Consider the following 26,172-nt stretch of genomic DNA (forward strand, 5'->3'; position numbering starts at 1 on the left):
GGTGTCCAGGGTGGCGGCGACCAGGGTGGTGCCCAGGGTGGCGTCCAGGGTGGCGGCGACCAGGGTGGTGCCCAGGGTGGCGTCCAGGGTGGCGGCGACCAGGGTGGTGCCCAGGGTGGCGCTCAGGGTGGCGTCCAGGGCGGTGCCCAGGGCGGTGCCCAGGGTGGTGCCCAGGGCGGTGCCCAGGGCGGTGCCCAGGGTGGTGCCCAGGGTGGCGGCGACCAGGGCGGTGCCGCCACCACCGGCGGCACGGGCACCAGCGGCTCCGCCACCGGTGACGCCGGCACCTGCACCGTCGACCTGGACGGCGCCGAGTGCGCCGACAACACCGACACCGACTCCGCCGGCTCGAAGCCGGTCGAGCAGGGCGAGGCCAAGGAGGAGCTGGCCGAGACCGGCGCCGCCGAGACCACGTTCCTGCTGGTCGGCGCCGCGACGATGATCGCCGGTGGCATCGGCTTCCGTATGCTGCCGCGCCTCGTCGCCGGTGGCCGCGCGGCCGTCTGATCACAGCAAGCCGAAAGAGCCCCGGGAAGGCCTCTCAGCGGCCTTCCCGGGGCTCTGCGTGCTTGTGCCGGGCCTCTACGCGGTCTGCTGGGCCGTCGCGGCCAGTACCGCCACCATCGCCACCAGGACGAGCAGCAGCGTCACCAGAGCCGCCGGGCTGAGGCCACCGAAGGGGCCCTCCTGCTGGAGGCGCTCCCGGTTCGCCCGGCAGACGTGGCACCGGCCCTCGCTGACGGGCGCCGCGCAGTTGGCGCACACCAATCGGTCATAGGTCATGCGCTCTCCTCCTCCCGCGCGGCGGAGCCGCGGGCGCGGACTGTGCACGCGGGCTGTGCCCACAGTTCTCTCCGCACAACGCTCCGGGAAACGCATCCGTTCCCCCTACCACTGTGCCAGGTCTCACGCCTTTAGGCGCGCCCCGCCGGAGTTCCCGTCCGGGCTCCCGCCCGGGTTTCCGGGCGCTCACCGGCCCGGCCGCACCGTACCGTCCGGACAAAAGGTGCAAGGCCGTACGGCGACTGCGCGGGACATCCCCAGTCGCGTATGGTCACGCACACCTACTCCCTGCCGACCGTGGTGCACCCGTGATCCGATTCGACAACGTCTCCAAGTCCTATCCGAAGCAGAACCGCCCCGCGCTCAGGGACGTCTCCCTGGAGATCGAGAAGGGCGAGTTCGTCTTCCTCGTGGGGTCCTCCGGCTCCGGAAAGTCCACCTTCCTGCGGCTGATCCTGCGCGAGGAGCGCGCCAGCCACGGCCAGGTGCACGTCCTCGGAAAGGACCTGGCCCGGCTGTCCAACTGGAAGGTGCCGAGCATGCGCCGCCAGCTCGGCACCGTCTTCCAGGACTTCCGCCTCCTGCCCAACAAGACCGTCGCGGAGAACGTGGCGTTCGCGCAGGAGGTCATCGGCAAGCCGCGCGGCGAGATCCGCAAGGCCGTCCCGCAGGTGCTCGACCTCGTCGGCCTGGGCGGCAAGGAGGACCGGATGCCCGGCGAGCTGTCGGGTGGTGAGCAGCAGCGCGTGGCCATCGCCCGCGCGTTCGTCAACCGCCCGATGCTGCTGATCGCCGACGAGCCGACCGGCAACCTGGACCCGCAGACCTCGGTCGGCATCATGAAGTTGCTGGACCGGATCAACCGCACCGGTACGACGGTGGTCATGGCGACCCACGACCAGAACATCGTCGACCAGATGCGCAAGCGCGTCATCGAGCTCGAACAGGGCCGTCTCGTGCGCGACCAGGCGCGCGGCGTCTACGGCTACCAGCACTGAGCCAGTGGCTCCGCCAGCACCAGCAGCAGCAAGGAAAGGCTGAACGCACGCGATGCGCGCCCAGTTCGTACTCTCGGAGATCGGTGTCGGCCTCCGTCGCAATCTCACGATGACGTTCGCCGTCATCGTCTCCGTGGCCCTGTCGCTCGCGCTCTTCGGCGGTGCTCTGCTCATGCGCGAGCAGGTCAGCGTGATGAAGGACTTCTGGTACGACAAGGTCAACGTCTCCATCTTCCTCTGCAACAAGAACGACGCGGAGACCGGCACCACGTGTGCCAAGGGCGCGGTCACCGCCCAGCAGAGGGAGGAGATCGAAACCGACCTCAAGAAGATGGAGGACATCGTCGAGACCGTCCACCACGAGACGGCCGACGAGGCGTACAAGCACTACAAGGAGCAGTACGGCGACACCGCCATCGCCAGTGTCATCACGCCCGACCAGATGCAGGAGTCGTTCCGGGTCAAGCTCAAGGACCCGGAGAAGTACAAGGTCGTCGCCACGGCCTTCGCGGGGCGGGCCGGTGTCCACTCCGTACAGGACCAACGCGGCATCCTGGAGAACCTGTTCCAGATGATGAGGGGCATGAACGTCGCCGCCCTCTTCGTCATGGGTCTCATGCTGCTCATCGCGCTGATGCTGATCGTCAACACCGTGCGCGTCTCGGCGTTCAGCCGGCGCCGTGAGACCGGCATCATGAGGCTCGTCGGCGCGTCCAGCTTCTACATCCAGATGCCGTTCATCATGGAGGCCGCGTTCGCGGGGCTGCTGGGCGGCGTGGTCGCCTGCGCCATGCTGCTGGTCGGCCGGTACTTCCTGATCGACGGCGGGCTGGCGCTCGCCGAGAAGATGCCACTGGTCAACTTCATCGGCTGGGACGCGGTGTTCGCGGTGCTGCCCTTCGTCGTGGTCATCGGCCTGCTGATGCCGTCCCTGGCCGCCGCCATAGCGTTGCGCAAGTACCTGAAGGTGTGACGATCGCCCCTGGGCGCCGTACGGCCAACAGCCGTGCGGCGCCTTTCGTTTGTCCTAGAGTGGGCGCCATGCTGGGCCCCGAGTTCTGTACCCGGCCCCGCGGTGCACGCAGCCGCGGGGCGGCCCTGACATTCGTCTTCGCCACCGTCCTCGCCACCGCCGCGGTGACCAACTGCCTCCCGCGCGACCAGGAGCGGACGCGCCCCCCGCGGCCGGTGACGCCCCCCGCGGCGTCCGCCGCCGACCGCCCCGGCAGGGCCGTCGACCGCGAGGAGCTCGCCCGCGCAGCGACCGAGGCCGTGGCCGACGGCAAATCCGGCGCGCAGGCCGCCGAGGAAGTCGTCAGCCGCAGCGGCGACCGGTGGGGCGCGGTCTACGACCGGCGCGAGTACGAGGAGTTCGAGCAGGCCCTCGACGGCGCCTACACCGGCGTCGGGCTGTCGGCCCGGCGGGACGCGCGGGGGCGGGTCGTGGTGACCCGCGTCCACCCCGGCGGCCCGGCCGGCCGGGCGGGCATCCGCCCCGGTGACCAGCTCCGCGCGGTCGACGGCCGCCCGGTGCGGGGCCGCTCCGTCTCCGAGGTCGTCGCCCTGCTGCGGGGTGACGCGGAAGGTGGCCGGGCGGCCGGCTCGCCCGTCGTCCTCGGGTTGCAGCGCTCCACGCGCGCGTGGAGCGAGACGCTGCGCCGGGCGCGGCTCGCCACGGAGGACGTCACGGTGCAGCGGCTCGACGACGACGCCGTACGAGCGGTGCGGATCAGGGTCGCCGCGTTCACCAAGGGCACCGGCGCTCGGGTGCGCGCCGCGGTGCGCGACGCGCCCGCGGGGGTGGGCGTCCTGCTGGACCTGCGCGGCAACAGCGGCGGCCTGGTCACCGAGGCGGTCGCGGCGGCGTCCGCGTTCCTGGACGGCGGCCTCGTGGCCACGTACGACGTCCACGGCGAGGAGAAGGCGCTGTACGCCGAGCCGGGCGGCGACACCGGCCGGCCCCTGGTGGCGCTCGTGGACGGCGGCACCATGAGCGCGGCCGAGCTGCTGGCGGGCGCCCTGAAGGACCGGGGCCGGGCCGTCACGGTGGGTACGCGTACCTTCGGCAAGGGGTCGGTCCAGATGCCGAACCGGCTGCCGGACGGGTCGGTGGCCGAGCTCACCGTCGGTCACTACCGCACACCCGCCGGGCACGGCGTGGACGGCCGCGGCATCACCCCGGACGTGGTGGTCGGCGACCGTGCGGAGGAGCGGGCCCGGACGGTATTGAGTGGCCTCGGAGGCGGGTCGTAGTGCGAAAATGGCCGCACTATGGCTAAGGAAAAGAACACAGGGCGCAAACTGATCGCGCAGAACAAGAAGGCGCGGCACGACTACACCATCGTCGACACGTACGAGTGCGGTCTGGTGCTGACCGGCACCGAGGTGAAGTCGCTGCGCCAGGGACGGGCCTCCCTCGTGGACGGCTTCGTCCAGATCGACGGCAACGAGGCCTGGCTGCACAACGTGCACGTACCGGAGTACGCCCAGGGGACGTGGACCAACCACAGCGCGCGCCGCAAGCGGAAGCTGCTGATGCACCGGGTCGAGATCGACAAGCTGGAGTCGAAGTCGCAGGAGACGGGCCACACGATCGTGCCCCTGTCGCTGTACTTCAAGGACGGCCGGGCCAAGGTCGAGATCGCGCTGGCGAAGGGCAAGAAGGAGTACGACAAGCGGCAGACGCTGCGGGAGAAGCAGGACCGTCGCGAGGCGGAGCGGGTGATCTCGGCCGTCAAGCGCCGGGAGCGCGCCTGACCGGTCCGGCCGGCCGCCCGGAATGGGCTGGCACCGTCGGGCGTCGGTCACGTACGATGGCAGCTGCCCCTCACAGCGGGGGCTCGCCCCTCCGGGGGCACGGTTTGAAAAATCAACATGGGGATGATCGGTTTCGACAGCGGATGTCGAAGCAGGGGAAGCGTGTCGAGGAAGCGGCAATGATCTCGTAAACCATATGTCGCAAAAAATAATCGCCAACACCAAGCGCGATTCCTTCGCCCTCGCTGCCTAAGTAGCGAGCTTGCGAAGTGTCAGCCCGGGGCTGTTCCCGACCCGGATCCTGGCATCAGCTAGGGAACTAAACCTCTAGACCCGGTCACGGGGTGTAGAGGGAAATCAAACAGTGACTGAGCCCGTCGGAGACTTGTCCGCGTGATCTCCGGGGCCGAGAAAATCGCAGCGGACTGCACACGGAGAAGCCCTGTTTCTGCACCGTTGGACGCGGGTTCGATTCCCGCCATCTCCACCAGCGGTATCTCCGGGGGCGTGCCCCCGGATCCCGTCATCCCATGTGGGCGAAGGCCCGGTTCTCTTCAGGAGAGCCGGGCCTTCGTCGTACCCGCCGCGGCCAGGACCAGCGCGAGCGCCGCCGCCGCGACCGGCACGGCGTACCCGGCGGCGGCTCCCGCGTGCTCGACGGTCCAGCCGCCGCTCGCCGAGCCCGCCGCGATACCGCCCAGCAGGGCGGTCACCGCCAGGGTCATGCCCTCGTTCAGCTGGTCGGGGGGCGTCAGCCGCTGGACCAGCGTCATCCCCGTCACCATGGTCGGCGCCGTCGCCATGCCCGCGAGCAGCAGGGCGCCCGCGAGCGCGAGCAGCGACCCGGTGCCGGCCGCGAGCAGCGGCAGCGCCATCAGCGCCGTCATCGCGGCGAGGCAGCCGGCCAGCCGCCGGACACCGCCGGCCGGGCGCACCGACCCGTACACCAGGCCCGCCGCGCACGACCCGGCCGCCTGGAGCGCCAGCACCGCGCCGGCCACCGGTCCGCCGACGAAAGCGAGCGTGACGACCTCCATCGCCCCGAAGACCGCGCCGGTGGCCAGGAACACCGCCAGCAGGGCGGGCATGCCGGGCGTACGCAGCGGAGTGCGGGCGCGTCGCGCGGTGCGCGCGGTGACGGGCGGCTCGGTGGCGCGCTGCGCGGCGAAGACCAGGACCCCGGTCACCATCAGGACCGCCCCGGTCAGCGTCCCCGCCTCCGGGAACAGCGCGGCGCACAGGAACGCCGCCAGGACCGGCCCGAACATGAAGCACAGCTCGTCGACGGCCTGCTCGAAGGCGTTCGCGGTGTGGACGGCGCCGGGGTCGTCGCGGTACAGGTGCGCCCAGCGGGCCCGCGACATGCCGCCGGTGTTGGGTGTGGTCGCGGTCGCGGCGTACGCGGCGAACAGCGTCCAGGCGGGCGCGTGGAGGTGCACGCACAGCAGCAGGGCGAGCGACCCGAGCGCGGCCACGAGGGTCGCGGGGACGGCCACCCGCGCCTGCCCGTACCGGTCGACGAGGCGCGCGATGAAGGGCGCGACGACGGCGGTGGCGGCGAGGCCGGTCGCGGTGACGGCCCCGGCGAGGGCGTACGACCCGTACGCCCCGGCGATCATGATGACGGCGCTCACGCTGAACATCCCCATGGGGAGCCGGCCGATGAGGTTGCCGAGGGTGAACGCCCGGGTGCCCGGCAGCGCGAAGAGCCTGAGGTACGGCCCCAGGGGCCCGCGCGCGGGCCGCGACCGGGACCGGGACCGGGGTCTTGGCATCCGGCGCGGGTCCTCGTGGCGCCGGTCTGCGTGGCGCGGGTCCTCGTGGCCCCGGGCTTCGTAGCGCGGGGCCAGGACGGGGGACTCGGGGGTGAGGGCGAGCAGCGGGGTGTTCGTCGATCGCGGCATGCCCATGAGCCTCGCCGCAGCGGGTGGCCGCGGTCCAACACCTGATCGGGACCGATTGACGCACCCCCGTTGTAAGTTCGGCGGGTGGCCCATGACATCGAACCGCGGCTCCTGCGCGCCTTCACCGCCGTCGCCGAGGAGCTCCACTTCACCCGCGCCGCCGCCCGGCTGTACGTCGCGCAGCAGGCGCTCAGCCGGGACATCCGGCGGCTGGAGCGCGAGGTCGGGGCCGAGCTGTTCGTACGCACCACCCGGCAGGTGGCCCTCACGGCGGACGGGGAACGCCTGCTGCCGTACGCGCACGCCGTCCTCGCGGCGTACGACGACCTGGACGCCGCCTTCGCGGACGAGGTGCGGCCGTTGCTCGTGGACCTCAACACGGACGGCCTGATCACCGGCCGGGTGCTCGCCCCGCGCCCGCGAACTCGCCCCGCGGTGCGAGCTGATGGCCCGCTACAAGAGCGGGCTGTCCGGCGCCGCCGCCGAGATCCTCGCCGGGCGCCTCGACGTGTCGTTCGGGCGGTTCGCCGGCCTGGAGCAGGCCGCCCGTACCCGCCTGTCGGCGCAGCCCGTCCGGTACGAGCCGATGGCGGTGCTGCTGCCCGAGGACCACCCGCTGGCCGACCGCGCCGAAGTGGAGCTGGACGCGCTCGCGGGGGAGCACGTCTACGCGGGGGCCGGCAACCCGGGGACGCGCGAGTGGACCGACCTGGCGGAGCGGCTCTTCGCCGGGCGGGGGATACACATCGCGCCACCCGCGCCGGTGGCGATCGGGCCGGAGGAATTCCGCCGGGTGATGGCGAAAACTCGTACACCTGTCCTGGTCGCGGTGGATTTTCCGGGCATGCCGGGCAGTGTGCTGCGACCGCTCGTGCGCCCCGTACCGCTGTCGCCGGTCTCGCTGGTGTGGCGCAAGGGACTCAACCATCCGGGGGTCGAGGCGCTGCGCGCCGCGGCGGCCGAGCTGTCCGCGCGGGAAGGGTGGCTGCGGACGCCGCCCGGCGCCTGGCTGCCGGAGGAGGACGCGGCCCAGATGCGGGCCCCCGGCACCCGGCCGTGACGCGCGGCCTCACCCGGCCCGCCCGCCCCCTGTGAGAGCAAGGTTTCAGCCCGGTCACGTCCTATGACCGGGCTGAAACGCGCCGTCCCTAACGTCGGGTCCGACGGGATTCAGGACGTGACAGCAGCAGCGGAGGTACGCGATGGGCGGCCGGTGGATCGAGCAGTGGGACCCCGAGGACGAGACATTCTGGCGGGAGAAGGGGGAGCGGGTCGCCAAGCGCAACCTGTACTTCTCCGTCCTCTCGGAGCACATCGGGTTCTCCATCTGGACGCTGTGGTCCGTGATGGTCCTCTTCATGGGGCCGGAGTACGGGATCGACCCGGCCGGGAAGTTCTTCCTGATCGGCCTGGCGACGCTGGTCGGCGCGGTGATCCGCATCCCGTACACCTTCGCCGTCGCCCGCTTCGGCGGCCGGAACTGGACGATTCTCAGCGCGCTGCTGCTCCTGCTGCCGACGGGCGCCGCGTACGCCGTGATGGAGCCGGGCACCTCGTACACGACCTTCCTGCTGGTCGCCGCCCTGACCGGCGTCGGCGGGGGGAACTTCGCCTCCTCCATGACGAACATCAACGCCTTCTTCCCGCTCCACAAGAAGGGCTGGGCGCTCGGCCTGAACGCGGGCGGCGGCAACATCGGCGTGCCGGTCGTCCAACTCGTCGGCCTGCTGGTCATCGGCACGGCCGGCGCCGCCCACCCGCGGATCGTGCTCGGCGCGTACATGCCGCTGATCGTCGTCGCCGCGGTCTGCGCCGCGCTGTACATGGACAACCTGGCGCCCGTGAAGAACGACACCGGAGCCGTCAAGGAGGCCGTCAAGGACGGTCACACCTGGATCCTGGCGTTCCTCTACATCGGCACCTTCGGGTCGTTCATCGGCTACAGCTTCGCCTTCGGGCTCGTCCTGCAGACCCAGTTCGGGCGCACTCCGCTGCAGGCCGCTTCCCTCACCTTCGTCGGACCGCTGCTCGGCTCGCTCATCCGGCCCTTCGGCGGGGCGCTCGCCGACAAGTACGGCGGCGCCCGCATCACCCTCTGCACGTTCCTCGCCATGGCCGCCGCGACCGGCGTCGTCGTCTACGCCTCGGTCGCCGAGTCGCTCGGCGTCTTCCTGACCGGCTTCACCGCCCTGTTCGTGCTGAGCGGTCTCGGCAACGGCTCCACGTACAAGATGATCCCCGCGGTCTTCAGGACGAAGGCGCACGCGGCCGGCCTGGCGGGCGAGGAGGCCGACGCGTACGGGCGCCGGCTGTCCGGCGCCGCGATGGGCCTGATCGGCGCGGTCGGCGCGGTCGGCGGCCTCGGGATCAACCTCGCCTTCCGCCAGTCCTTCCAGACGGCCGGGACCGGCACCTCGGCCTTCGTCGCCTTCCTCCTCTTCTACGCCGCGTGCGTCACCGTCACCTGGGCGGTATACCTTCGCCGCCCGATGGAAGCCCCCGCCAAGCGGCAGCTCAGCTACTCCGAGGTGTGATCCGGAATGGTCCGTAACGGGGGAGAAATCTCGGTGAACCCCGGCTGTCACGCACCCTTGCCAGTCTCTGGTGTCATGCACGAGCAAGCAGATGGTGCGCATGGCCCGCTCGCCGGGTTCACGGTCGGCGTCACCGCGGCCCGCCGCGCGGACGAACTCGGAGCGCTGCTGGAGCGACGCGGCGCGGCGGTCCAGCACGCCCCGGCGCTGCGGATCGTGCCCCTCGCGGACGACGCCGAGCTCCTCGACGCCACCAAGGGACTGATCAGCGAGGCGCCCGACATCGTCGTCGCGACGACGGCGATCGGGTTCCGCGGCTGGCTGGAGGCGGCGGACGGCTGGGGGGACGGCGAGGAGCTGCTCACCCGCCTCCAGGGCGCGCAGGTCCTCGCCCGGGGCCCCAAGGTCAAGGGCGCCGTACGGGCGGCCGGGCTGACCGAGGACTGGTCGCCCGCGTCCGACTCCATGGCGGAGGTACTGGACCGGCTCCTCGCCCAGGACGTGTCCGGGCGGCGGATCGCCCTCCAGCTGCACGGGGAGCCGCTGCCGGGGTTCGTGGAGGCGCTGCGCGAGGCCGGGGCGGACGTCGTGGTCGTCCCCGTCTACCGGTGGATGCCGCCCGAGGACCTCGCGCCGCTGGACCGGCTGATCGACGCGACCGTCGCGCGCACGCTCGACGCGCTCACGTTCACCAGCGCCCCGGCGGGCGCCTCGCTCCTGGCCCGGGCGGAGAGCCGCGGCCTGCTGCCCGAGCTGCTGGACGCCCTGCGCCACGGGGTGCTGGCCGCGTGCGTCGGACCGGTCACCGCCCTGCCGCTCCAGGCCCACGGCGTCGACACCGTCCAGCCCGCCCGCTTCCGGCTCGGCCCGCTCGTACAGCTGCTGTGCCAGGAACTTCCCACCCGGGCGCGGACCCTGCCCGTGGCCGGGCGCCGCATCGAGATCCGCGGCCACGCGGTCCTCGTCGACGGCGAGCTGCGCCCGGTGCCCCCCGCCGGCATGTCCCTCCTCAACTCCCTGGCCCGCCGCCCCGGCTGGGTCGTCTCCCGCGCCGACCTGCTGCGCGCCCTGCCCGGCTCGGGCCGCGACGAGCACGCCGTCGAAACGGCGATGGCCCGCCTCCGCTCGGCCCTGGGCGCCCCGAAACTGATCCAGACGGTCGTCAAACGCGGCTACCGGCTCGCCCTGGACCCGGCGGCGGACGCGAAGTACGCGGACGGGTAGGCGCGACGAGCGGCCGTCCCCGGGGAGCCGGGACGGCCACCGCTCGGGCTGATTACCGTACGGGGGTGACGATCTCCATCCGCCCCGCGGTCCCCGCCGACGCGCCCGCCCTCGCCGCCGCCCTGACCCGGAACCGGGCCTCCATGCGCCCCTGGGAGCCTCGGCGCGCCGGGGAGTACTACACCGCCGGAGCGCAGCTCGCGCGGATCACGGCGCCGGGGAACCGGCTGTGGCTCGCGGTCGACGCGGAGCTGGTCGTGGCGGGGGCCACGCTGTCCGGGATCGCGCTGGGGCCGTTCCGGAGCGCGTCCCTGGGGTACTGGGTGGACGCCGGGTACACGGGGCGCGGGCTCGCCACCCGGCTGGTCGGGGACGTGTGCCGGGCGGCCCGCGAAGAGCTCGGGCTGCACCGCGTCGAGGCCGGAACCGTCCTGACGAACACCGCCTCCCAGCGCGTCCTGGCCAAGAGCGGCTTCGAGCGGATCGGGACCGCGCCGCGCTATCTGCACATCGACGGCGAGTGGCGCGATCACCACCTCTTCCAGCGCGTCCTGCACGACGACCCTCCCCCGGAGCGGTAGGCGGGGTTCCCGTCGCGCCCGCGGAGGGGCACTCTGAGGGGCGACACCCGACGGCCCCGACAGCTCCAGTGGCTCCGACAGTGCACGGTGACCCCGAGGCGGTGACGCGCGCGTGCGGTGGTTCGAACCCGGGCGGCTGTGCCTGGACCTCATGGCCGAGCAGCCGGCCGACGCCGCGCGGCTCGCACAGTGGCTCGTCGCCGCCCGACTCGTACCGCCCGGGACACCCCTCGACGGCATCGGCGGGGAGTGGGCGCCGCGCTTCCGGGAACTGGGCGCCGCCATCGACCGGTTGGTACGCGGCCACCTGGAGGGCCGGCGGGGGTACGCCGACGGCGACCTGGAGCGCCTCAACGCCTGCGCCGCCGCCCCGCCCCCGGCCCCCCGCGCCGTCCCCGGTGAAGGCGGCGGGCTCGTACGGGCGTTGAGCGCGCCGCCCGACTGCGGCGCGCTGCTCGCGGCCGTCGCCCGGGACGCCGTCGAGCTGCTCACCGACCCCGCCGCCCGCGCCCGGCTGCGCCAGTGCGAGGGCGCCGGCTGCCGCCGCGTGTACCTCGACACCTCCCGCGGGCAGCGCCGGCGCTGGTGCTCCAGCGAGGTGTGCGGCAACCGGCAGCGCGTCGCCCGACACCGCGTCAGAAAGAATATGCGGAAGAATCCGAACGCGCGTTGAGACGAACCGGGCCCGTCTCCGTAGTCATGGGGGACAACGACTCAGAACAGGGTCTCGACCGGGAGGTTCAGGTGCGCAAGGATGCCGCCGTGGCCGATGACCGTCGGGGAGCGCATCGGGCCCGGCATCGCGCTGTGCCGCCACGTAGCAACAACACGGCCGTCCCGGACGAGGAGTTGATGCGGGCGCTCTACCGTGAGCACGCCGGCCCGCTGCTCGCCTATGTACTGCGCCTCGTCGCCGGCGACCGCCAGCGCGCCGAGGACGTCGTACAGGAGACACTCATCCGTGCCTGGAAGAACGCCGGTCAGCTCAACCGGGCCACCGGCTCCGTCCGACCCTGGCTGGTGACGGTCGCCCGGCGCATCGTCATCGACAACCACCGCAGCCGGCAGGCCCGGCCGCAGGAGGTCGATCCGTCGCCGCTTGAGGTCATGCCCGCGGAGGACGAGATCGACAAGGCGTTGTGGCTGATGACGCTCTCTGACGCACTCGACGATTTGAGCCCGGCTCACCGGGAAGTCTTGGTCGAGACCTATTTCAAGGGGCGTACGGTCAACGAGGCTGCCGAGACCCTCGGCATACCCAGCGGGACCGTGCGGTCCCGGGTGTTCTACGCACTGCGTTCCATGAAGCTCGCTCTGGAGGAGAGGGGGATCTCGGCATGACGACGTATGAGAACGAGTCGGTGCACGACGCCGTCGGCGCCTATGTGCTCGGCATTCTCGACGACGCCGAGGCCACCGCCTTCGAAGCACACCTGGCCGGCTGCGACCTGTGCGCCCACCACCTGGAGGAGTTCTCCGGGATGGAACCCATGCTGGCGCTGCTGGCCGACGGGCCGGGCCCCTCCGCGCAGCCCGTCGTCCTGCCGATGCCCGATCCGGTGCGTCTGCCCGGCGGACCGCCGGCCCGGCCGCCGCTGCTCGACCGGCTCGTCGACGAGGTCGCCGTCAAGCGCGCGCAGCGCCGTCGCCGTACGCGCTATCTGGTCGCCGCCGCCGCCGCGCTGATCATCGCGGGCCCGGCCGCCGCCGTCGTCGCCACGTCGGGCGAGGAGGTGCAGCGGATCAACCAGGCCATCGAGCCGCACCCGACCAGCCCCGCCGAGGACGCCTTCTTCAACCACATGCCGGAGAAGAAGTCCGCCACCGACGCCACCACCAAGGTCAGCGCCACCGTCGGCATGGAACCCAAGGGCTGGGGCACCCACACGGTCCTGGAGCTGAAGAACGTCAAGGGCCCGCTCAAGTGCAACCTCATCGCCGTCTCCAAGACCGGCGAGGAGGAGGTCGTCACCTCCTGGGCCGTCCCGGAACGGGGGTACGGCATCGCCGACAGCCCGGACAAAATGGCCCGCAATCCGCTGTACGTGCACGGCGGCGCGGCCATGGACCGCGACGCCATCGACCACTTCGAGGTGAGGACGTTCGACGGCGACCGGCTCGTGGAGGTCCCCGCCTGAAAAACCCTGCCTGACATTTCCGGCTTCCTTGGCGTACGCTCGACGGCTGCCCAATGCACGTTGAGAAGGGGGCCTCGGTGGCCGCGCAGGAAGCCGACGGGCTGGTCGACACGGTCAGAGACCGAGAGATCGCTATCGAGCAGAACCATCTGGACCAGGTGTACCGCCGCCTCGAGGAGAAGATCCACGAGGCGGAGTTCCTGATGAACGACGCCGCCCAGCGCGGCCAGGTCGGCACGCCCGGCGCGCTCGCCGAGCGCGACGCGCAGGTGTTCCGCGCCGGGATCCACCTCAACCGGCTCAACAACGAGTACGAGGACTTCCTCTTCGGCCGCATCGACCTGCTCCACGGCAAGGACGGCAAGAAGGGCCCCGACGGCGCGTACACCTCCGTCGACCCGGCCGACGACGCCGTACGGCCGGACAACACGGCCGAGATCGGCGAGACGCTGCACATCGGCCGCATCGGCGTCCTCGACGCCGACTACGCCCCGCTCGTCATCGACTGGCGCGCCCCGGCCGCCGCGCCCTTCTACCGCTCCACGCCCGTCGAGCCGGGCCGGGTGGTACGCCGCCGGGTCATCCGCTCCAAGGGCCGCCGCGTCCTCGGCGTCGAGGACGACCTGATGCGCCCCGAGCTCACCGCGACCCTCGACGGCACCGAGCTCGCCGTCATCGGGGACGGCGCCCTCATGGCCTCCCTCGGCCAGGCGCGCAGCCACACCATGCGCGACATCGTCGCCTCCATCCAGGCGGAACAGGACCTCGTCATCCGCGCGCCCGCCGCCTCCGTGACGTACGTCGAGGGCGGCCCCGGCACCGGGAAGACGGCGGTCGCGCTGCACCGCGCGGCCTATCTGCTCTACCAGGACCGGCGGCGGTACGCGGGCGGCATCCTCATCGTCTCGCCCACCCCGCTCCTCGTCGCCTACACCGAGGGCGTCCTGCCGTCGCTGGGCGAGGAGGGCCAGGTGGCGATCCGCGCGCTGGGCAGCCTGGTGGACGGGGTGGAGGCCACGGCGTACGACGAGCCGACCGTCGCCCGCGTCAAGGGCTCCTCGCGGATGCGCGCGGTGCTCCGCAAGGCCGCGCGCGGCGCCCTGGAGCTCGGCGACGCGCCCGAACGGCTGCGGGTCGTCGCCTTCGGGCGGCGCCTGGAGCTGGAGGCCGACGAGCTGCACCGGATCCGCCACAACGCCCTCGGCGGCACGGCGCCGGTGAACCTGCTGCGGCCCCGGGCGCGCAAGCTGCTGCTGGACGCCCTGTACGCGAAGTCCGGCGCCGGATCCCGGCACCCCGGAGACCCGGAGCTGGCCGCCGAGCTGCGCTCGTCCTTCGACGAGGACGTGACCGGCGAGGACAGCTTCATCGCCTTCCTCGACGCCTGGTGGCCCGAGCTCACCCCGCGGCGCGTCCTCGACGCCATGGCCGACGAGAGACGGCTGGGCCGCTGGGCCCGCCGGGTGCTGAACCAGGGCGAGGTGCGCCGCCTGGCCCGCTCCCTGCGGCGCGAGGCGCTCTCCGTGCACGACGTGGCCCTGCTCGACGAGCTCCAGGCGATCCTCGGCGCCCCGGCGCGCCCCCGCAAGAAGCGGGAGCTCGACCCGCTGGACCAGCTGACGGGGCTGGAGGAGCTCATGCCGGTACGGGAGGAGACGCAGCGCGAGCGCGCCGAGCGGCTGGCCCAGGAGCGCACCGAGTACGCCCACGTCATCGTCGACGAGGCGCAGGACCTCACGCCCATGCAGTGGCGGATGGTCGGGCGGCGCGGGCGGCACGCCACCTGGACGGTGGTCGGCGACCCGGCCCAGTCGTCCTGGTCGGTGCCGGACGAGGCCGCCGAGGCGCGCGACGAGGCGCTGGGCACCCGGCCGCGCCGCCGCTTCGAGCTGACGGTGAACTACCGCAACCCGGCCGAGATCGCCGACCTCGCCGCCAAGGTGCTGGCCCTCGCGATGCCGGGCATGGAGTCGCCGCGCGCGGTCCGTTCGACGGGCGTGGAGCCGCGCTTCGTCGCCGTGCCGGAGGGCGGGGACCGCGGTGACCTCGCGGAGGTCGTACGGGAGGAGGCGCGGCGGCTGCTGGACCGGGTGGACGGCACGGTGGGCGTGGTCGTCGCCATGAACCGGCGCGAGCAGGCGGCGCGGTGGCTGGCCGACCTGGGCGACCGGGTGGTCGCGCTGGGCAGCCTGGAGGCGAAGGGGCTGGAGTACGACGCCACGGTCGTCGTCTCCCCGGCCGAGATCGCCGACGAGTCCCCGGCGGGCCTGCGGGTGCTGTACGTGGCGCTGACCCGTGCCACGCAGCAGCTGACGGTGGTCTCGGGCCGCCGCGACGACCCGGACGCGTCGGGCGTCCCTGACCTCCTGCGGGACTGACGGGAGGCCTGAGGGGACGGGCCGGCGGGACGGGCCGGCGAAAGGGCCCAGGAGACGGGTTTTCCGGGTCAACCCGCGATGGGGGAGTCACTTCCCCGGGTGGTTTGTTAGCCTGGACGTGGCACCGGCTCGATCCAAGCCCCCGGGCCCAACCTTCGTCGCTCAGAGCGACCACTTGCCGCGAGGCGAGCATGGCGGGTCGGTGCCACCTGATCGTCATACACAGCAGGTCCGTGTCATCACACGATGGCACGGACCTGTTGGCGTTTGCGGGTTGGGGGTTCCGCCAAGAGCCCTGTCTCTCGTATGGTGGAAGTTAGTTTCCGAAAACTAAACGACCACTATTTCCTGCTACTCGCAGGTAGGTGCGACCATCGGAGGGCCCCGCCCGGCCACCCGCCGGCGCGGTGCAGCAACGAAACCAGGGAAAGCAGAGGAACTCGGCCATGGCAACGGCGCCCAGCGTCTCGTACTCGATGACGGTCCGGCTGGAGGTGCCCGCGAGCGGAACCGCGGTCTCCCAGCTCACCACGGCCGTGGAGTCCTCCGGCGGCTCCGTCACCGGCCTCGACGTGACCGCATCCGGCCACGAGAAGCTGCGGATCGACGTGACGATCGCCGCCACCTCGACCGCGCACGCCGACGAGATCGTCGGCAAGCTCCGCGGTATCGAGGGCGTGGTGCTCGGCAAGGTCTCCGACCGTACGTTCCTGATGCACCTCGGCGGCAAGATCGAGATGGCGAGCAAGCATCCCATCCGCAACCGTGACGACCTCTCCATGGTCTACACCCCGGGCGTCGCCCGCGTGTGCATGGCGATCGCCGAGAACCCCGAGGACGCCCGCCGCCTCACCATCAAGCGCAACTCCGTCGCCGTCGTGACGGACGGCTCCGCCGTCCTCGGCCTGGGCAACATCGGCCCCATGGCCGCGCTGCCCGTCATGGAGGGCAAGGCGGCCCTCTTCAAGCGGTTCGCCGGCATCGACGCCTGGCCGATCTGCCTGGACACCCAGGACTCCGACGCGATCGTCGAGATCGTCAAGGCGATCGCCCCCGGCTTCGCCGGCATCAACCTCGAGGACATCTCCGCGCCCCGCTGCTTCGAGATCGAGGCGCGGCTGCGTGAGGCCCTGGACATCCCGGTCTTCCACGACGACCAGCACGGCACCGCGATCGTCGTCCTGGCCGCCCTCACCAACGCCCTGCGCGTGGTGGGCAAGGCGATCGGCGATGTGCGGGTCGTCATGTCCGGCGCCGGCGCCGCCGGTACGGCCATCCTCAAGCTGCTGATCGCGGCGGGCGTCAAGCACGCCGTCGCCGCCGACATCCACGGCGTCGTGCACGCGGGTCGCGAGGACCTCGTCTCGGCCGACCCGGACTCGGCGCTGCGCTGGATCGCCGACAACACCAACCCCGAGGGCGTCACCGGCACGCTGAAGGAGGCGGTCGCCGGCGCCGACGTCTTCATCGGCGTCTCCGCTCCGAACGTTCTGAGCGGCGATGACGTCGCGGCGATGGCGGACGACGCCATCGTGTTCGCGCTCGCGAACCCGGACCCCGAGGTGGACCCGGCAATCGCCCGCCAGACGGCGGCAGTTGTCGCCACCGGCCGCTCCGACTTCCCCAACCAGATCAACAACGTGCTGGTGTTCCCGGGCGTCTTCCGGGGTCTGCTGGACGCGCAGTCGCGCACGGTCAACACCGAGATGATGCTCGCGGCGGCGACCGCCCTCGCGGGCGTCGTCACCGAGGACGAGCTGAACGCGAACTACATCGTCCCGTCGGTCTTCAACGACAAGGTCGCCGGCGCGGTGGCGGGCGCCGTGCGCGACGCCGCCAGGGCGGCGGGCGCCACTGTGACGGCGCCCACGTCCTCCTGACCTCCGGCGCGTCGCGGGGCCCGGGGCCGTAAACCCGCCTTTAGGGTGGCGATTCGGCTCCGGGGAGTCTCGAGTGAGTCGACCCAGCGTCACCGTCACGGGGGTGTGGCGCTTTTCGTGTGACTCCGGAGGGTGCCGGATTGGCTTTCCCGCCGCTGGTGGGGGCAGGATGCGTATTCGGGCGCGAGGGTCTGACAGCAGACCCGGGTCCGGGGACTGTCCAAGGGCCCTGGCAGCATCGGCTTCGATCTCACGCCTCACAGGCAAGAAGAACACGGGAGTAAGAACATGAACCGCAGTGAGCTGGTGGCCGCCCTGGCCGACCGCGCCGAGGTGACCCGCAAGGACGCCGACGCCGTGCTGGCCGCGCTCGCCGAGACCGTCGGTGAGGTCGTCGCCAAGGGCGACGAGAAGGTCACCATCCCCGGCTTCCTGACCTTCGAGCGCACCCACCGTGCCGCTCGCACCGCTCGTAACCCGCAGACCGGCGACCCGATCAACATCCCGGCCGGCTACAGCGTGAAGGTCTCCGCGGGCTCCAAGCTCAAGGAAGCCGCCAAGGGCAAGTAAGTCCCCCTGGCGTGACGAAAGGGCGGCACCCCGGCCAAGGGGTGGCCGCCCTTCCGTTCACCCGCCCACGCCCCGTACAGGGCCGTGGAAGGCCACACTCCACCCGACGGCCCCCGCGCACCGCGCGGGGGCCGTCGCGCTGCCCGCGCCCGCCTTACGCCCCGTCAGCCGACCGCCATGCCTGCCAGTTCGCCCCTGCACATCCGCAACACCCCGAAGGCCGGCGTCTGCGCACCCGGGGGCACGGGCTGCCGCGGTGAACGCCGACGGCCCCCGGGTGTTCCGGGGGCCGTCGGTGTGCGGTGCGCGGGCGTGCGAGGTCAGACGATGGCGCTGCCGGGCAGTTCCACCTTCGCGCCCAGCTCCACCAGCTTCGCCATGAAGTTCTCGTAGCCGCGGTTGATCAGGTCGATGCCGTGGACCCGGGACGTGCCCTGCGCCGCGAGCGCCGCGATCAGGTACGAGAAGCCGCCGCGCAGGTCCGGGATGACCAGGTCCGCGCCCTGGAGCTTCGTCGGGCCCGACACCACGGCGGAGTGCAGGAAGTTGCGCTGGCCGAAGCGGCAGTCCGAACCGCCCAGGCACTCGCGGTACAGCTGGATGTGCGCGCCCATCTGGTTCAGCGCCGAGGTGAAGCCGAGCCGCGACTCGTACACCGTCTCGTGGACGATGGACAGGCCCGCGGCCTGCGTCAGGGCCACCACCAGCGGCTGCTGCCAGTCGGTCTGGAAGCCGGGGTGCACGTCCGTCTCCAGGGCGATGGCGTTGAGCGCGCCGCCCGGGTGCCAGAAGCGGATGCCCTCGTCGTCGATCTCGAAGGCGCCACCCACCTTCCGGAAGGTGTTGAGGAACGTCATCATCGAGCGCTGCTGCGCGCCGCGCACGTAGATGTTGCCCTCGGTCGCCAGCGCCGCGGACGCCCACGAGGCCGCCTCCAGGCGGTCCGGGATCGCGCGGTGCGTGTAGCCGCCGAGCCGGTCGACACCGGTGATCCGGATCGTACGGTCGGTGTCCATGGAGATGATGGCGCCCATCTTCTGCAGGACGCAGATGAGGTCCTCGATCTCCGGCTCCACGGCCGCGTTGGAGAGCTCCGTGACGCCCTCCGCCAGCACGGCGGTCAGCAGCACCTGCTCGGTCGAGCCGACCGACGGGTAGGGCAGACGGATCTTCGTGCCGCGCAGCCGCTGCGGGGCCTCCAGGTACTGGCCGTCCGCCCGCTTCTCGATCGTCGCGCCGAACTGGCGCAGCACGTCGAAGTGGAAGTCGATCGGCCGGCCGCCGATGTCGCAGCCGCCCAGGCCCGGGATGAAGGCATGGCCGAGGCGGTGCAGCAGCGGGCCGCAGAAGAGGATCGGGATGCGCGACGATCCCGCGTGGGCGTCGATGTCGGCGACGTTGGCGGACTCGACGTACGTCGGGTCCAGGACCAGCTCGCCCGGCTCGTCGCCGGGACGGACCGTCACCCCGTGCAGCTGGAGCAGTCCGCGGACCACGCGGACGTCACGGATGTCTGGCACGTTGCGCAGTCGGCTCGGCTCACTGCCGAGCAGGGCGGCGACCATCGCCTTGGGCACGAGGTTCTTCGCGCCGCGGACGCGGATCTCGCCCTCCAGCGGGGTTCCGCCGTGGACAAGCAGGACATCGTCTGTGCCAGTCATGAATCTCGCGTTCCGGTGGGGTTCCCCCCGTTGGTGCTGGGGGGAGATCGGGCAGGGGGCCAGGGAAAAGGGTAAGGGGCTTCCAGCCCTGTACCGGTAGGGCGAGGGGCCAACTCGGATGTAATGAATTCGGCACAACACCCTCTGTTTTCCCGCCCTTGCGGAGCGTTATGGTCCGCTTCCGGCCAGGGGTGTCGCCCGCCCCCCTGTGAGCTGCGACTTCCGTACGTCGCTTTCCGGTCGCCGCCTCGACCCCCCGCGACGGCCCAAGATGCGGGATCATGTCTGGCATGACCGAGGTGTCCTCGCTCACAGGACGGCTGCTCGTGGCCACCCCCGCGCTGGCGGATCCGAACTTCGACCGCGCGGTGGTGCTGCTGCTCGACCACGACGACGAGGGGTCGCTCGGCGTGGTCCTGAACCGGCCGACGCCCGTCGACGTCGGCGACATCCTGGAATCCTGGGCCCCGCTCGCCGGCGAGCCCGGTGTCGTCTTCCAGGGCGGCCCCGTCTCGCTGGACGCGGCGCTCGGACTCGCCGTGATCCCGGGCGACGAGGGCCCGCTCGGCTGGCGCCGGGTGTACGGCGCCATCGGGCTCGTGGACCTGGAAACCCCGCCCGAGCTGATCGCGGCGGCGCTCGGCTCGCTCAGGATCTTCGCGGGGTACGCGGGCTGGGGCCCCGGCCAGCTGGAGGACGAGTTGGAGAGCGGGGCGTGGTTCGTCGTCGACTCCGAGCCCGGTGACGTCTCGTCGCCGCGGCCCGGGAGCCTGTGGCGCGAGGTACTGCGGCGGCAGCGCAGCGAACTGGCGATGATCGCGACGTATCCGGACGACCCGTCGCTGAACTGACTCCCCGGTCCGGCCCGCGCGCGGGGGTACCCTTGGAGCTCATGAGCACTCTTGAGCCCGAGCGCGGGGCAGGTACGGGGACCCTCGTAGAGCCGACGCCGCAGGTGTCGCACGGCGACGGCGACCACGAGCGCTACGCCCATTACGTCCAGAAGGACAAGATCATGGCGAGTGCCCTCGACGGCACTCCCGTGGTGGCACTCTGCGGGAAGGTCTGGGTGCCGGGGCGCGACCCCAAGAAGTACCCGGTCTGCCCGATGTGCAAGGAGATCTACGAGTCCATGGGCGCCGGCGGCGACAAGGACAAGGGCGGCAAGGACAAGAAGTAACCGGAGCGCCGGCTTTCCGGCTCCCCGGGCCCCGCTTTCCGGTTTCCCGCTTCCCGGCTCTCCGGGCGTCGAGGGCATCCGCCCGCGGGTGAGGCCCCCGAGGTGCGCGTACGTGTTGGTACGCCCCCGGGGGCCTTTGTCATTGGCCACGGGCAACGCCGGGCGCGGCCCGGGCGGCGGGTCCCGACCGGGCGCCACGGGCGTTGCACGGGCGTTGCACGGGGTGCTTCCGGTGATCACAGAGTGGTTGAGACCTCTTGTGGGGCGCTCGGGGCCGCTCTACCCTCCTGCGTGTTGTGCAGCATGAAACGCCCGTTGCACATGGTGCAACGGTGCCGCCTGGGAGGGGCCCGCCGTGAAGTTTCCTGCCCGACCAACCGCCCTGATGCTCGTCGCACTCGTGCTGGCCACCGCCTGCGCCCCACAGACCTCCGACACCGCCGCGAAGAACGACGAGAAGCGCGGCACGCTGCGCGTCTGGCTCTTCCAGGAGGTCAACAACAAGCCCAAGGAGAAGGTCGTCGACGCCGCGGTGGCCGCCTTCGAGAAGCGGCACGCGGGAGCGGACGTCCAGGTCGAGTACATCCCGGTCGACACGCGCGCCCAGCGGATCAAGGCGGCCTTCAACGACCCGGCCAGCGCGCCGGACGTCATCGAGTACGGCAACACGGACACCGCCGGATACGTCAAGGACGGCGGACTCGCCGACATCAGCGCGGAGTTCGCGGCCTGGCCCGAGACGAAGGACACCGACCCCACGGCGCGGACCTCGGTCACCGTGGACGGGAAGGTGTACGGAGCACCGCTCTTCGTCGGTGTACGGGCGCTGTACTACCGCACGGACGTCTTCGGGGAACTGGGGCTCGAGCCGCCCGCCTCGCAGAGCGAACTCATCACCACCGCGAAGAAGATCCGCAAGGCGAAGCCGGAGCTGTACGGGATCGCCGTCGGCGGCGCGTACACCTACGGCGCGGCCCCCTTCATCTGGGCCAACGGCGGCGAACTCGCGGTGGCCCGCGACGGCGTGTACACCGCGGCCGTCAACAGCGACGCGGCACGCAGGGGCATCGCCGCGTACACCTCGCTCTTCGGCGACGACAACTGCCCGGCCGCCAAGTGCGCGTCGATGGGCGGCAACGCCACCGTCACCGCCTTCGCCTCGGGCAAGGCGGCGATGGCGATCGGCGGCGACTTCAGCCACGCGGCCGTCGAGGCGGGCACCGTCAAGGGCGCGTACGCGGTCGTGCCGCTGCCGGGCGTGCAGCCGGGCTCCGTGGCACCGGCGTTCGCGGGCGGGAACAACATCGGCGTGCTGAGGAGCAGTTCGCACCGCACGCTGGCGGTGGACCTGCTCAAGTCGCTGGCGGGCAAGGAGACCCAGAGCCGGCTCTTCGACGCGATGGGCTTCCTGCCGACGTACATGGACGTGCGCGCGGGGGCCGCGAAGAAGCAGCCCTTCCTGAAGCCCTTCATCGACACGCTCTCCGCGGGCACCAAATTCGTCCCGGCGTCCCCGGGGTGGGGCCGGATCGACGCGTCGCAGGTGCTGCCCACGATGTTCCAGGAGATCGTGAGCGGCCGTAAGGACGTGGCGACGGCATCGGACGACGCGGCGAGGAAGATGAACGCCGCGTTCGCATCGGCGGGTTGACGGGCCATGACCCACGGCACGAACGGCCCCACCCAGGCGGCCCGCAGCACCTCCGCGCCCGCACCGGGGCCCGCGCCCGGCGCCTCCGGCACCGGTGCCACAGGCGCCCCCGAGGCCGCCGAAATGCCCGCGCCTCCGGGCGAACCCCCACCCCCCGGAGCCGCGGCGCTCCCCGCGCCCTCCGCGCCCCGCGGCGTCGCGAGACCCCCCGGCGGCGGCCCCGGCTCCGCCGCCCCCCGGCACGGGCCATTCGCCGGGCGCCGACCGCCGGGGCGGCGGGGCGGCGGGAACCGGGCCCCGTGGCTGTACCTCGCGCCCGCGCTCATCGTTCTCGCCGGGCTCCTGGTCTACCCCGTCTACCAGCTCGGGCTCATCTCCTTCCTGGAGTACACCCAGGCCCAGGTCAGCGGCGGCGAGCCCACGAGCTTCCAGGGGTTCGGCAACTACGCCGCCCTCTTCCGCGACGAACAGTTCTGGCAGGTGCTCCTCGCCACCGTGCTGTTCGCCGCCGCCTGCGTGGTCGCCACCCTCGCCGTCGGGTGCGCCCTCGCCGTACTCCTCACCCGCGTCCGCGCCCTGCCCCGTCTCGCGCTCATGCTCGCCGCCCTCGGCGCCTGGGCGACGCCCGCCATCACCGGCTCCACCGTCTGGGTGTTCCTCTTCGACCCGGACTTCGGCCCGGTCAACCCACTCCTGGGCCTCGGCGACTTCTCCTGGACGTACGGCCGCTACAGCGCCTTCGCGCTCGTCCTCTTCGAGGTCGTGTGGTGCTCGTTCCCGTTCGTGATGGTCACCGTGTACGCCGGCATCAAGTCCATTCCGGCCGAGGTCCTGGAGGCCGCCGCCCTCGACGGCGCCTCCCAGTGGCGCACCTGGCGCTCCGTCACCGCCCCGATGCTGCGCCCCATCCTGGTCGTCGTCACCATCCAGTCGATCATCTGGGACTTCAAGGTCTTCACCCAGATCTACGTGATGACGAACGGCGGCGGCATCGCCGGCCAGAACCTCGTCCTCAACGTCTACGCCTACCAGAAGGCCTTCGCGTCCTCGCAGTACAGCCTGGGTTCCGCGATCGGCGTCGTCATGCTGCTGATCCTGCTCGCGGTCACGCTGGTCCACCTCCGCCTGCTGCGCCGTCAGGGAGAAGAACTGTGAGCCTTCTGGGCATTCGTGTCCGCCGGCCCGGCCGTCTCGCCGCGGAGGCCGCCGCCCTGCTCATCGCGGCCGCTGTCGCCTTCCCCCTGTACTGGATGGTGCTCTCCGCCGTGAAACCGGCGGGCGAGATCCAGTCCACCGACCCCCGCCCCTGGACGCTGTCGCCGTCCCTCGACTCCTTCCGCCGCGTCTTCGCACAGCAGGAGTTCGGCCGGTACTTCCTCAACAGCCTGCTCGTCGCGGGCACGGTCGTCGTCGCCTCCGCCCTGATCGCCTTCCTGGCGGCCACAGCGGTCACCCGCTTCCGGTTCCGCTTCCGCACGACGCTGCTGATCATGTTCCTGGTCGCGCAGATGGTGCCGATCGAGGCGCTGGCCATCCCGCTGTTCTTCCTGATGCGGGACCTCGGGCAGCTGAACACCCTGGGCTCGCTGATCCTGCCGCACATCGCGTTCTCCCTGCCGTTCGCGATCTGGATGCTGCGCGGCTTCGTCAAAGCCGTCCCCGAGGCGCTGGAGGAGGCGGCGTACATCGACGGCGCGAGCCGCGGCCGCTTCCTGTGGCAGATCCTCTTCCCGTTGGTCTTCCCGGGGCTCGTCGCGACCAGCGTCTTCTCCTTCATCTCGACCTGGAACGACTTCCTCTTCGCGAAGTCGTTCCTCATCAGCGACACCTCCCAGTCGACGCTCCCCATGGCCCTGCTCGTCTTCTTCAAGCCGGACGAGAACGACTGGGGCGGCATCATGGCCGCGTCGACCGTCATGACCATCCCGGTGCTGGTCTTCTTCGTACTCGTACAGCGCCGCCTGGTGTCCGGGCTCGGCGGCGCGGTGAAGGACTGACGACCCGATGGACCTGATTCCCGCCCCGCGCACCGTCCGCACGACACCGTCCCCCGGATACGCCCGCCTCGACCGGGACACGCGACTGGAGGCGCGACCGGGCACGGAGGGCGTCGCGCGATGGCTGCGCGCCACGATCGGGGCCGCCACGAACCTTCCGTTCCCGGAGGGCAAGGACGACGACAACCGCGTCGTGCTCGGCGTCGACCCCGAGCTGCCGCCCGAGGGCTACCGCGTCGTCATCGACGGACACGCCCGCCGAATCGAGGGCGGCAGCGCCGCGGGGGTCTTCTGGGGCGCCCAGACGTTCCGTCAACTGCTGGGCCCCGAAGCCTTCCGGCGCGCACCCGTCGACCCCCGCCGGGAGTGGAACCTGCCCGCGGTCGTCGTCGAGGACGCGCCCCGCTTCCCCTGGCGCGGCCTCATGCTGGACGTCGCCCGCCACTTCCTCCCCAAGGACGACGTCCTGCGCTACGTCGACCTCCTCGCCGCCCACAAGCTCAACGTCCTCCACCTCCACCTCACCGACGACCAGGGCTGGCGCGTCGAGATCAAGCGGTATCCCCGGCTCACCGAGGTCGGCGCCTGGCGCGCCCGCACCAAGCACGGGCACCGCGCCTCACCGCTGTGGTACGAGACCCCGCACGGCGGTTACTACACCCAGGACGACATCCGCGAGATCGTCGCGTACGCCGCCGACCGGCATATCCGCGTCGTACCGGAGATCGACATCCCGGGCCATTCGCAGGCCGCCATCGCCGCGTACCCCGAGCTCGGCAACACCGACGTCATCGACACGACCACCCTCCCCGTCTGGGACACCTGGGGCGTCAACCCGAACGTACTCGCCCCCACTGACAACACCCTCCGCTTCTACGAGGGCGTGCTGGAGGAGGTCCTCGACCTCTTCCCGTCCCCCTTCGTCCACATCGGCGGCGACGAGTGCCCCAAGGACCAGTGGAAGAAGTCCCCGGCGGCCCAAGCCCGCATCGGGGAGCTGGGACTGGCCGGCGAGGACGAGCTCCAGTCCTGGGTCATCCGCCACTTCGACCGCTGGCTGGCGGAGCGGGGCCGCCGCCTCATCGGCTGGGACGAGATCCTGGAGGGCGGGACGACGACAGCCGGCCTCACGCCCGGCGCGGCCGTCTCCTCCTGGCGCGGGTACACCGGCGGCATCACCGCCGCCGAAGCGGGCCACGACGTCGTCATGTGCCCCGAACAGCACGTCTACCTGGACCACCGTCAGGACGGCGGCGAGGACGAGCCGGTGCCCATCGGCTGGGTACGCACCCTGGAGGACGTCCACCGGTTCGAGCCCGTACCCCCGGGGCTGTCCCCGGAGGCCGCCGCGCACATCATCGGCACCCAGGCCAACGTCTGGACCGAGGTCATGGAGACCCGCTCCCGCGTCGACTACCAGGTCTTCCCGCGCCTGGCCGCCTTCGCCGAGGTCGCCTGGTCCGCCCTGCCCGCCCCCGCCGACCGCGACTTCGCGGAGTTCGAACGCCGCATGACCACCCACTACCGGCGCCTCGACGCACTCGGCGTCGACTACCGGCCGCCCGGCGGCCCCCTGCCCTGGCAGCGGCGCCCCGGCGTGCTCGGACGCCCGATCGAGGGACCGCCCCCGAACGTGTGAGCCCGGCGGGAAGGGCGGTTGCCCCGCGCCCGCCGCCTGGGACCGTGGAGCCCCGACGGACCCAGGAGGAATAAGTCGTACGAAGTCCCCGGGAAGTGGCATTCGGAACCTGTTGCCGATGCTCTGCCAAATCCGCCCATCCCGCAGGTCAAGGGATGTCCGGGGCGGATGTGTGCTTCGCGGACCCTCGCGCCGAGCAGTCCGGAAGATGTGCCAGAGTTGCCACGTCGGGGCTGTGAGCACGTACGGTACGGCAACACACGCGGGACAGCCGGGACAGCCGGGACACCGGGAAGG

Annotated in this window: 22 protein-coding genes, 1 other RNA gene and 2 pseudogenes; 22 read left to right on the forward strand and 3 right to left on the reverse strand. The window is 71.8% G+C overall.

Annotation, left to right across the window (positions count from 1 at the left end; all coding sequences use genetic code 11):
* Window positions 1–507, forward strand: a pseudogene (locus ABZZ38_RS11395) (hypothetical protein); the annotation flags it as partial.
* Between the two features lie 75 nt (window positions 508–582).
* Here the strand turns inward: ABZZ38_RS11395 and ABZZ38_RS11400 are convergent.
* A complete protein-coding gene (locus tag ABZZ38_RS11400; protein WP_356738203.1) occupies window positions 583–783 on the reverse strand; it encodes a hypothetical protein in 201 nt (66 codons plus the stop codon).
* A 308-nt stretch (window positions 784–1,091) separates the two neighbouring features.
* Between ABZZ38_RS11400 and ftsE the strand changes: the two genes are divergently transcribed.
* The 5 genes from ftsE to ssrA all read left to right on the forward strand — a co-directional run bounded on the left by ftsE (window position 1,092) and on the right by ssrA (window position 5,028).
* Entirely contained in the window at window positions 1,092–1,781 is a 690-nt protein-coding gene (gene ftsE, locus ABZZ38_RS11405; protein WP_356738205.1) for a cell division ATP-binding protein FtsE, read from the forward strand.
* Between the two features lie 52 nt (window positions 1,782–1,833).
* Window positions 1,834–2,754: a permease-like cell division protein FtsX gene (gene ftsX / locus ABZZ38_RS11410; RefSeq protein ID WP_356738207.1), complete on the forward strand. Its 921-nt coding sequence runs from the start codon at window positions 1,834–1,836 to the stop codon at window positions 2,752–2,754.
* Window positions 2,755–2,822: 68 nt separating this feature from the next.
* Window positions 2,823–4,034 carry a S41 family peptidase gene (locus ABZZ38_RS11415; protein WP_356738209.1) on the forward strand — a complete coding sequence of 404 codons (1,212 nt, stop codon included), beginning with the start codon at window positions 2,823–2,825 and terminating at the stop codon, window positions 4,032–4,034.
* Window positions 4,035–4,052: 18 nt separating this feature from the next.
* Window positions 4,053–4,538 (forward strand): SsrA-binding protein SmpB, encoded by a 486-nt coding sequence (smpB, locus tag ABZZ38_RS11420; RefSeq protein ID WP_356738211.1) that lies wholly within the window; start codon window positions 4,053–4,055, stop codon window positions 4,536–4,538.
* 119 nt (window positions 4,539–4,657) lie between these two features.
* Window positions 4,658–5,028: a transfer-messenger RNA gene (ssrA, locus tag ABZZ38_RS11425) on the forward strand.
* 64 nt (window positions 5,029–5,092) lie between these two features.
* Here ssrA and ABZZ38_RS11430 read toward each other — a convergent pair.
* The gene (locus ABZZ38_RS11430) at window positions 5,093–6,313 is read right to left on the reverse strand and encodes an MFS transporter (RefSeq protein WP_356738460.1); all 1,221 of its coding nucleotides are present in this window, start codon (window positions 6,311–6,313) and stop codon (window positions 5,093–5,095) included.
* 213 nt (window positions 6,314–6,526) lie between these two features.
* On the opposite strand from ABZZ38_RS11430, the pseudogene ABZZ38_RS11435 reads away from it, so the two are divergent.
* The 10 genes and pseudogenes from ABZZ38_RS11435 to ABZZ38_RS11480 all read left to right on the forward strand — a co-directional run bounded on the left by ABZZ38_RS11435 (window position 6,527) and on the right by ABZZ38_RS11480 (window position 17,747).
* Window positions 6,527–7,502: pseudogene (locus ABZZ38_RS11435) on the forward strand (LysR family transcriptional regulator).
* Window positions 7,503–7,644: 142 nt separating this feature from the next.
* The gene (locus ABZZ38_RS11440; protein ID WP_356738213.1) at window positions 7,645–8,976 is read left to right on the forward strand and encodes a nitrate/nitrite transporter; all 1,332 of its coding nucleotides are present in this window, start codon (window positions 7,645–7,647) and stop codon (window positions 8,974–8,976) included.
* 75 nt (window positions 8,977–9,051) lie between these two features.
* Window positions 9,052–10,200, forward strand: coding sequence for a uroporphyrinogen-III synthase (locus ABZZ38_RS11445; RefSeq protein WP_356738215.1), 1,149 nt, complete (start codon window positions 9,052–9,054; stop codon window positions 10,198–10,200).
* A 65-nt stretch (window positions 10,201–10,265) separates the two neighbouring features.
* The gene (locus tag ABZZ38_RS11450) at window positions 10,266–10,781 is read left to right on the forward strand and encodes a GNAT family protein (RefSeq protein WP_356738217.1); all 516 of its coding nucleotides are present in this window, start codon (window positions 10,266–10,268) and stop codon (window positions 10,779–10,781) included.
* Between the two features lie 112 nt (window positions 10,782–10,893).
* Window positions 10,894–11,454, forward strand: coding sequence for an ABATE domain-containing protein (locus tag ABZZ38_RS11455; protein WP_356738219.1), 561 nt, complete (start codon window positions 10,894–10,896; stop codon window positions 11,452–11,454).
* A gap of 26 nt (window positions 11,455–11,480) precedes the next feature.
* The gene (locus ABZZ38_RS11460; protein WP_356738221.1) at window positions 11,481–12,122 is read left to right on the forward strand and encodes a sigma-70 family RNA polymerase sigma factor; all 642 of its coding nucleotides are present in this window, start codon (window positions 11,481–11,483) and stop codon (window positions 12,120–12,122) included.
* A complete protein-coding gene (locus ABZZ38_RS11465; protein WP_356738223.1) occupies window positions 12,119–12,919 on the forward strand; it encodes a zf-HC2 domain-containing protein in 801 nt (266 codons plus the stop codon). Before ABZZ38_RS11460 ends, ABZZ38_RS11465 begins: the two co-directional genes overlap by 4 nt.
* A 53-nt stretch (window positions 12,920–12,972) precedes the next feature.
* The gene (locus tag ABZZ38_RS11470) at window positions 12,973–15,297 is read left to right on the forward strand and encodes a UvrD-helicase domain-containing protein (protein WP_356738225.1); all 2,325 of its coding nucleotides are present in this window, start codon (window positions 12,973–12,975) and stop codon (window positions 15,295–15,297) included.
* Window positions 15,298–15,743: 446 nt separating this feature from the next.
* Window positions 15,744–17,177: an NAD-dependent malic enzyme gene (locus tag ABZZ38_RS11475; protein WP_356738227.1), complete on the forward strand. Its 1,434-nt coding sequence runs from the start codon at window positions 15,744–15,746 to the stop codon at window positions 17,175–17,177.
* 288 nt (window positions 17,178–17,465) lie between these two features.
* Window positions 17,466–17,747, forward strand: a complete 282-nt coding sequence (locus tag ABZZ38_RS11480) for an HU family DNA-binding protein (protein WP_017237029.1) — start codon at window positions 17,466–17,468, stop codon at window positions 17,745–17,747.
* 320 nt (window positions 17,748–18,067) lie between these two features.
* On the opposite strand, the gene murA is transcribed toward ABZZ38_RS11480, so the two are convergent.
* Window positions 18,068–19,408, reverse strand: a complete 1,341-nt coding sequence (gene murA / locus ABZZ38_RS11485) for a UDP-N-acetylglucosamine 1-carboxyvinyltransferase (protein WP_356738229.1) — start codon at window positions 19,406–19,408, stop codon at window positions 18,068–18,070.
* A 290-nt stretch (window positions 19,409–19,698) separates the two neighbouring features.
* Here murA and ABZZ38_RS11490 point away from each other — a divergent pair, with 290 nt between their 5' ends.
* The 6 genes from ABZZ38_RS11490 (at window position 19,699) to ABZZ38_RS11515 (ending at window position 25,875) form a co-directional block, all read left to right on the forward strand.
* Entirely contained in the window at window positions 19,699–20,259 is a 561-nt protein-coding gene (locus tag ABZZ38_RS11490; protein ID WP_356738231.1) for a YqgE/AlgH family protein, read from the forward strand.
* Window positions 20,260–20,300: 41 nt separating this feature from the next.
* The gene (locus ABZZ38_RS11495; RefSeq protein ID WP_023588437.1) at window positions 20,301–20,588 is read left to right on the forward strand and encodes a DUF3039 domain-containing protein; all 288 of its coding nucleotides are present in this window, start codon (window positions 20,301–20,303) and stop codon (window positions 20,586–20,588) included.
* A 385-nt stretch (window positions 20,589–20,973) separates the two neighbouring features.
* Window positions 20,974–22,239 carry an extracellular solute-binding protein gene (locus ABZZ38_RS11500; RefSeq protein WP_356738233.1) on the forward strand — a complete coding sequence of 422 codons (1,266 nt, stop codon included), beginning with the start codon at window positions 20,974–20,976 and terminating at the stop codon, window positions 22,237–22,239.
* 6 nt (window positions 22,240–22,245) lie between these two features.
* Entirely contained in the window at window positions 22,246–23,394 is a 1,149-nt protein-coding gene (locus tag ABZZ38_RS11505) for a sugar ABC transporter permease (protein WP_356738235.1), read from the forward strand.
* On the forward strand, window positions 23,391–24,236 hold the full coding sequence (locus tag ABZZ38_RS11510; protein ID WP_356738237.1) for a carbohydrate ABC transporter permease: 846 nt from the start codon (window positions 23,391–23,393) through the stop codon (window positions 24,234–24,236). The genes ABZZ38_RS11505 and ABZZ38_RS11510 overlap by 4 nt, the downstream gene beginning before the upstream one ends.
* Before the next feature lie 7 nt (window positions 24,237–24,243).
* Window positions 24,244–25,875: a beta-N-acetylhexosaminidase gene (locus ABZZ38_RS11515; protein ID WP_356738239.1), complete on the forward strand. Its 1,632-nt coding sequence runs from the start codon at window positions 24,244–24,246 to the stop codon at window positions 25,873–25,875.
* Window positions 25,876–26,172 lie beyond the last annotated feature (297 nt).

Source organism: Streptomyces sp. NPDC006368, assembly GCF_040612535.1.
In the GTDB taxonomy this organism is placed as follows: domain Bacteria; phylum Actinomycetota; class Actinomycetes; order Streptomycetales; family Streptomycetaceae; genus Streptomyces.

What these genes read in the sequence shown, in the direction of transcription:
- ABZZ38_RS11500 (WP_356738233.1), top strand. Translation starts at nt 20,974, where the DNA reads ATGCTCGTCGCACTCGTGCTGGCCACCGCCTGCGCCCCACAGACCTCC.
- ABZZ38_RS11465 (WP_356738223.1), top strand. Translation starts at nt 12,119, where the DNA reads ATGACGACGTATGAGAACGAGTCGGTGCACGACGCCGTCGGCGCCTAT.
- ABZZ38_RS11490 (WP_356738231.1), top strand. Translation starts at nt 19,699, where the DNA reads ATGACCGAGGTGTCCTCGCTCACAGGACGGCTGCTCGTGGCCACCCCC.
- ABZZ38_RS11460 (WP_356738221.1), top strand. Translation starts at nt 11,481, where the DNA reads ATGGGGGACAACGACTCAGAACAGGGTCTCGACCGGGAGGTTCAGGTG.
- ABZZ38_RS11495 (WP_023588437.1), top strand. Translation starts at nt 20,301, where the DNA reads ATGAGCACTCTTGAGCCCGAGCGCGGGGCAGGTACGGGGACCCTCGTA.
- ABZZ38_RS11515 (WP_356738239.1), top strand. Translation starts at nt 24,244, where the DNA reads ATGGACCTGATTCCCGCCCCGCGCACCGTCCGCACGACACCGTCCCCC.
- ABZZ38_RS11470 (WP_356738225.1), top strand. Translation starts at nt 12,973, where the DNA reads ATGCACGTTGAGAAGGGGGCCTCGGTGGCCGCGCAGGAAGCCGACGGG.
- ABZZ38_RS11430 (WP_356738460.1), bottom strand. Translation starts at nt 6,313, where the DNA reads ATGCCAAGACCCCGGTCCCGGTCCCGGTCGCGGCCCGCGCGCGGGCCC.
- ABZZ38_RS11415 (WP_356738209.1), top strand. Translation starts at nt 2,823, where the DNA reads ATGCTGGGCCCCGAGTTCTGTACCCGGCCCCGCGGTGCACGCAGCCGC.
- ABZZ38_RS11480 (WP_017237029.1), top strand. Translation starts at nt 17,466, where the DNA reads ATGAACCGCAGTGAGCTGGTGGCCGCCCTGGCCGACCGCGCCGAGGTG.
- ABZZ38_RS11440 (WP_356738213.1), top strand. Translation starts at nt 7,645, where the DNA reads ATGGGCGGCCGGTGGATCGAGCAGTGGGACCCCGAGGACGAGACATTC.
- ftsX (WP_356738207.1), top strand. Translation starts at nt 1,834, where the DNA reads ATGCGCGCCCAGTTCGTACTCTCGGAGATCGGTGTCGGCCTCCGTCGC.
- ABZZ38_RS11475 (WP_356738227.1), top strand. Translation starts at nt 15,744, where the DNA reads ATGGCAACGGCGCCCAGCGTCTCGTACTCGATGACGGTCCGGCTGGAG.
- ABZZ38_RS11445 (WP_356738215.1), top strand. Translation starts at nt 9,052, where the DNA reads ATGCACGAGCAAGCAGATGGTGCGCATGGCCCGCTCGCCGGGTTCACG.
- smpB (WP_356738211.1), top strand. Translation starts at nt 4,053, where the DNA reads ATGGCTAAGGAAAAGAACACAGGGCGCAAACTGATCGCGCAGAACAAG.
- ABZZ38_RS11400 (WP_356738203.1), bottom strand. Translation starts at nt 783, where the DNA reads ATGACCTATGACCGATTGGTGTGCGCCAACTGCGCGGCGCCCGTCAGC.
- murA (WP_356738229.1), bottom strand. Translation starts at nt 19,408, where the DNA reads ATGACTGGCACAGACGATGTCCTGCTTGTCCACGGCGGAACCCCGCTG.
- ABZZ38_RS11505 (WP_356738235.1), top strand. Translation starts at nt 22,246, where the DNA reads ATGACCCACGGCACGAACGGCCCCACCCAGGCGGCCCGCAGCACCTCC.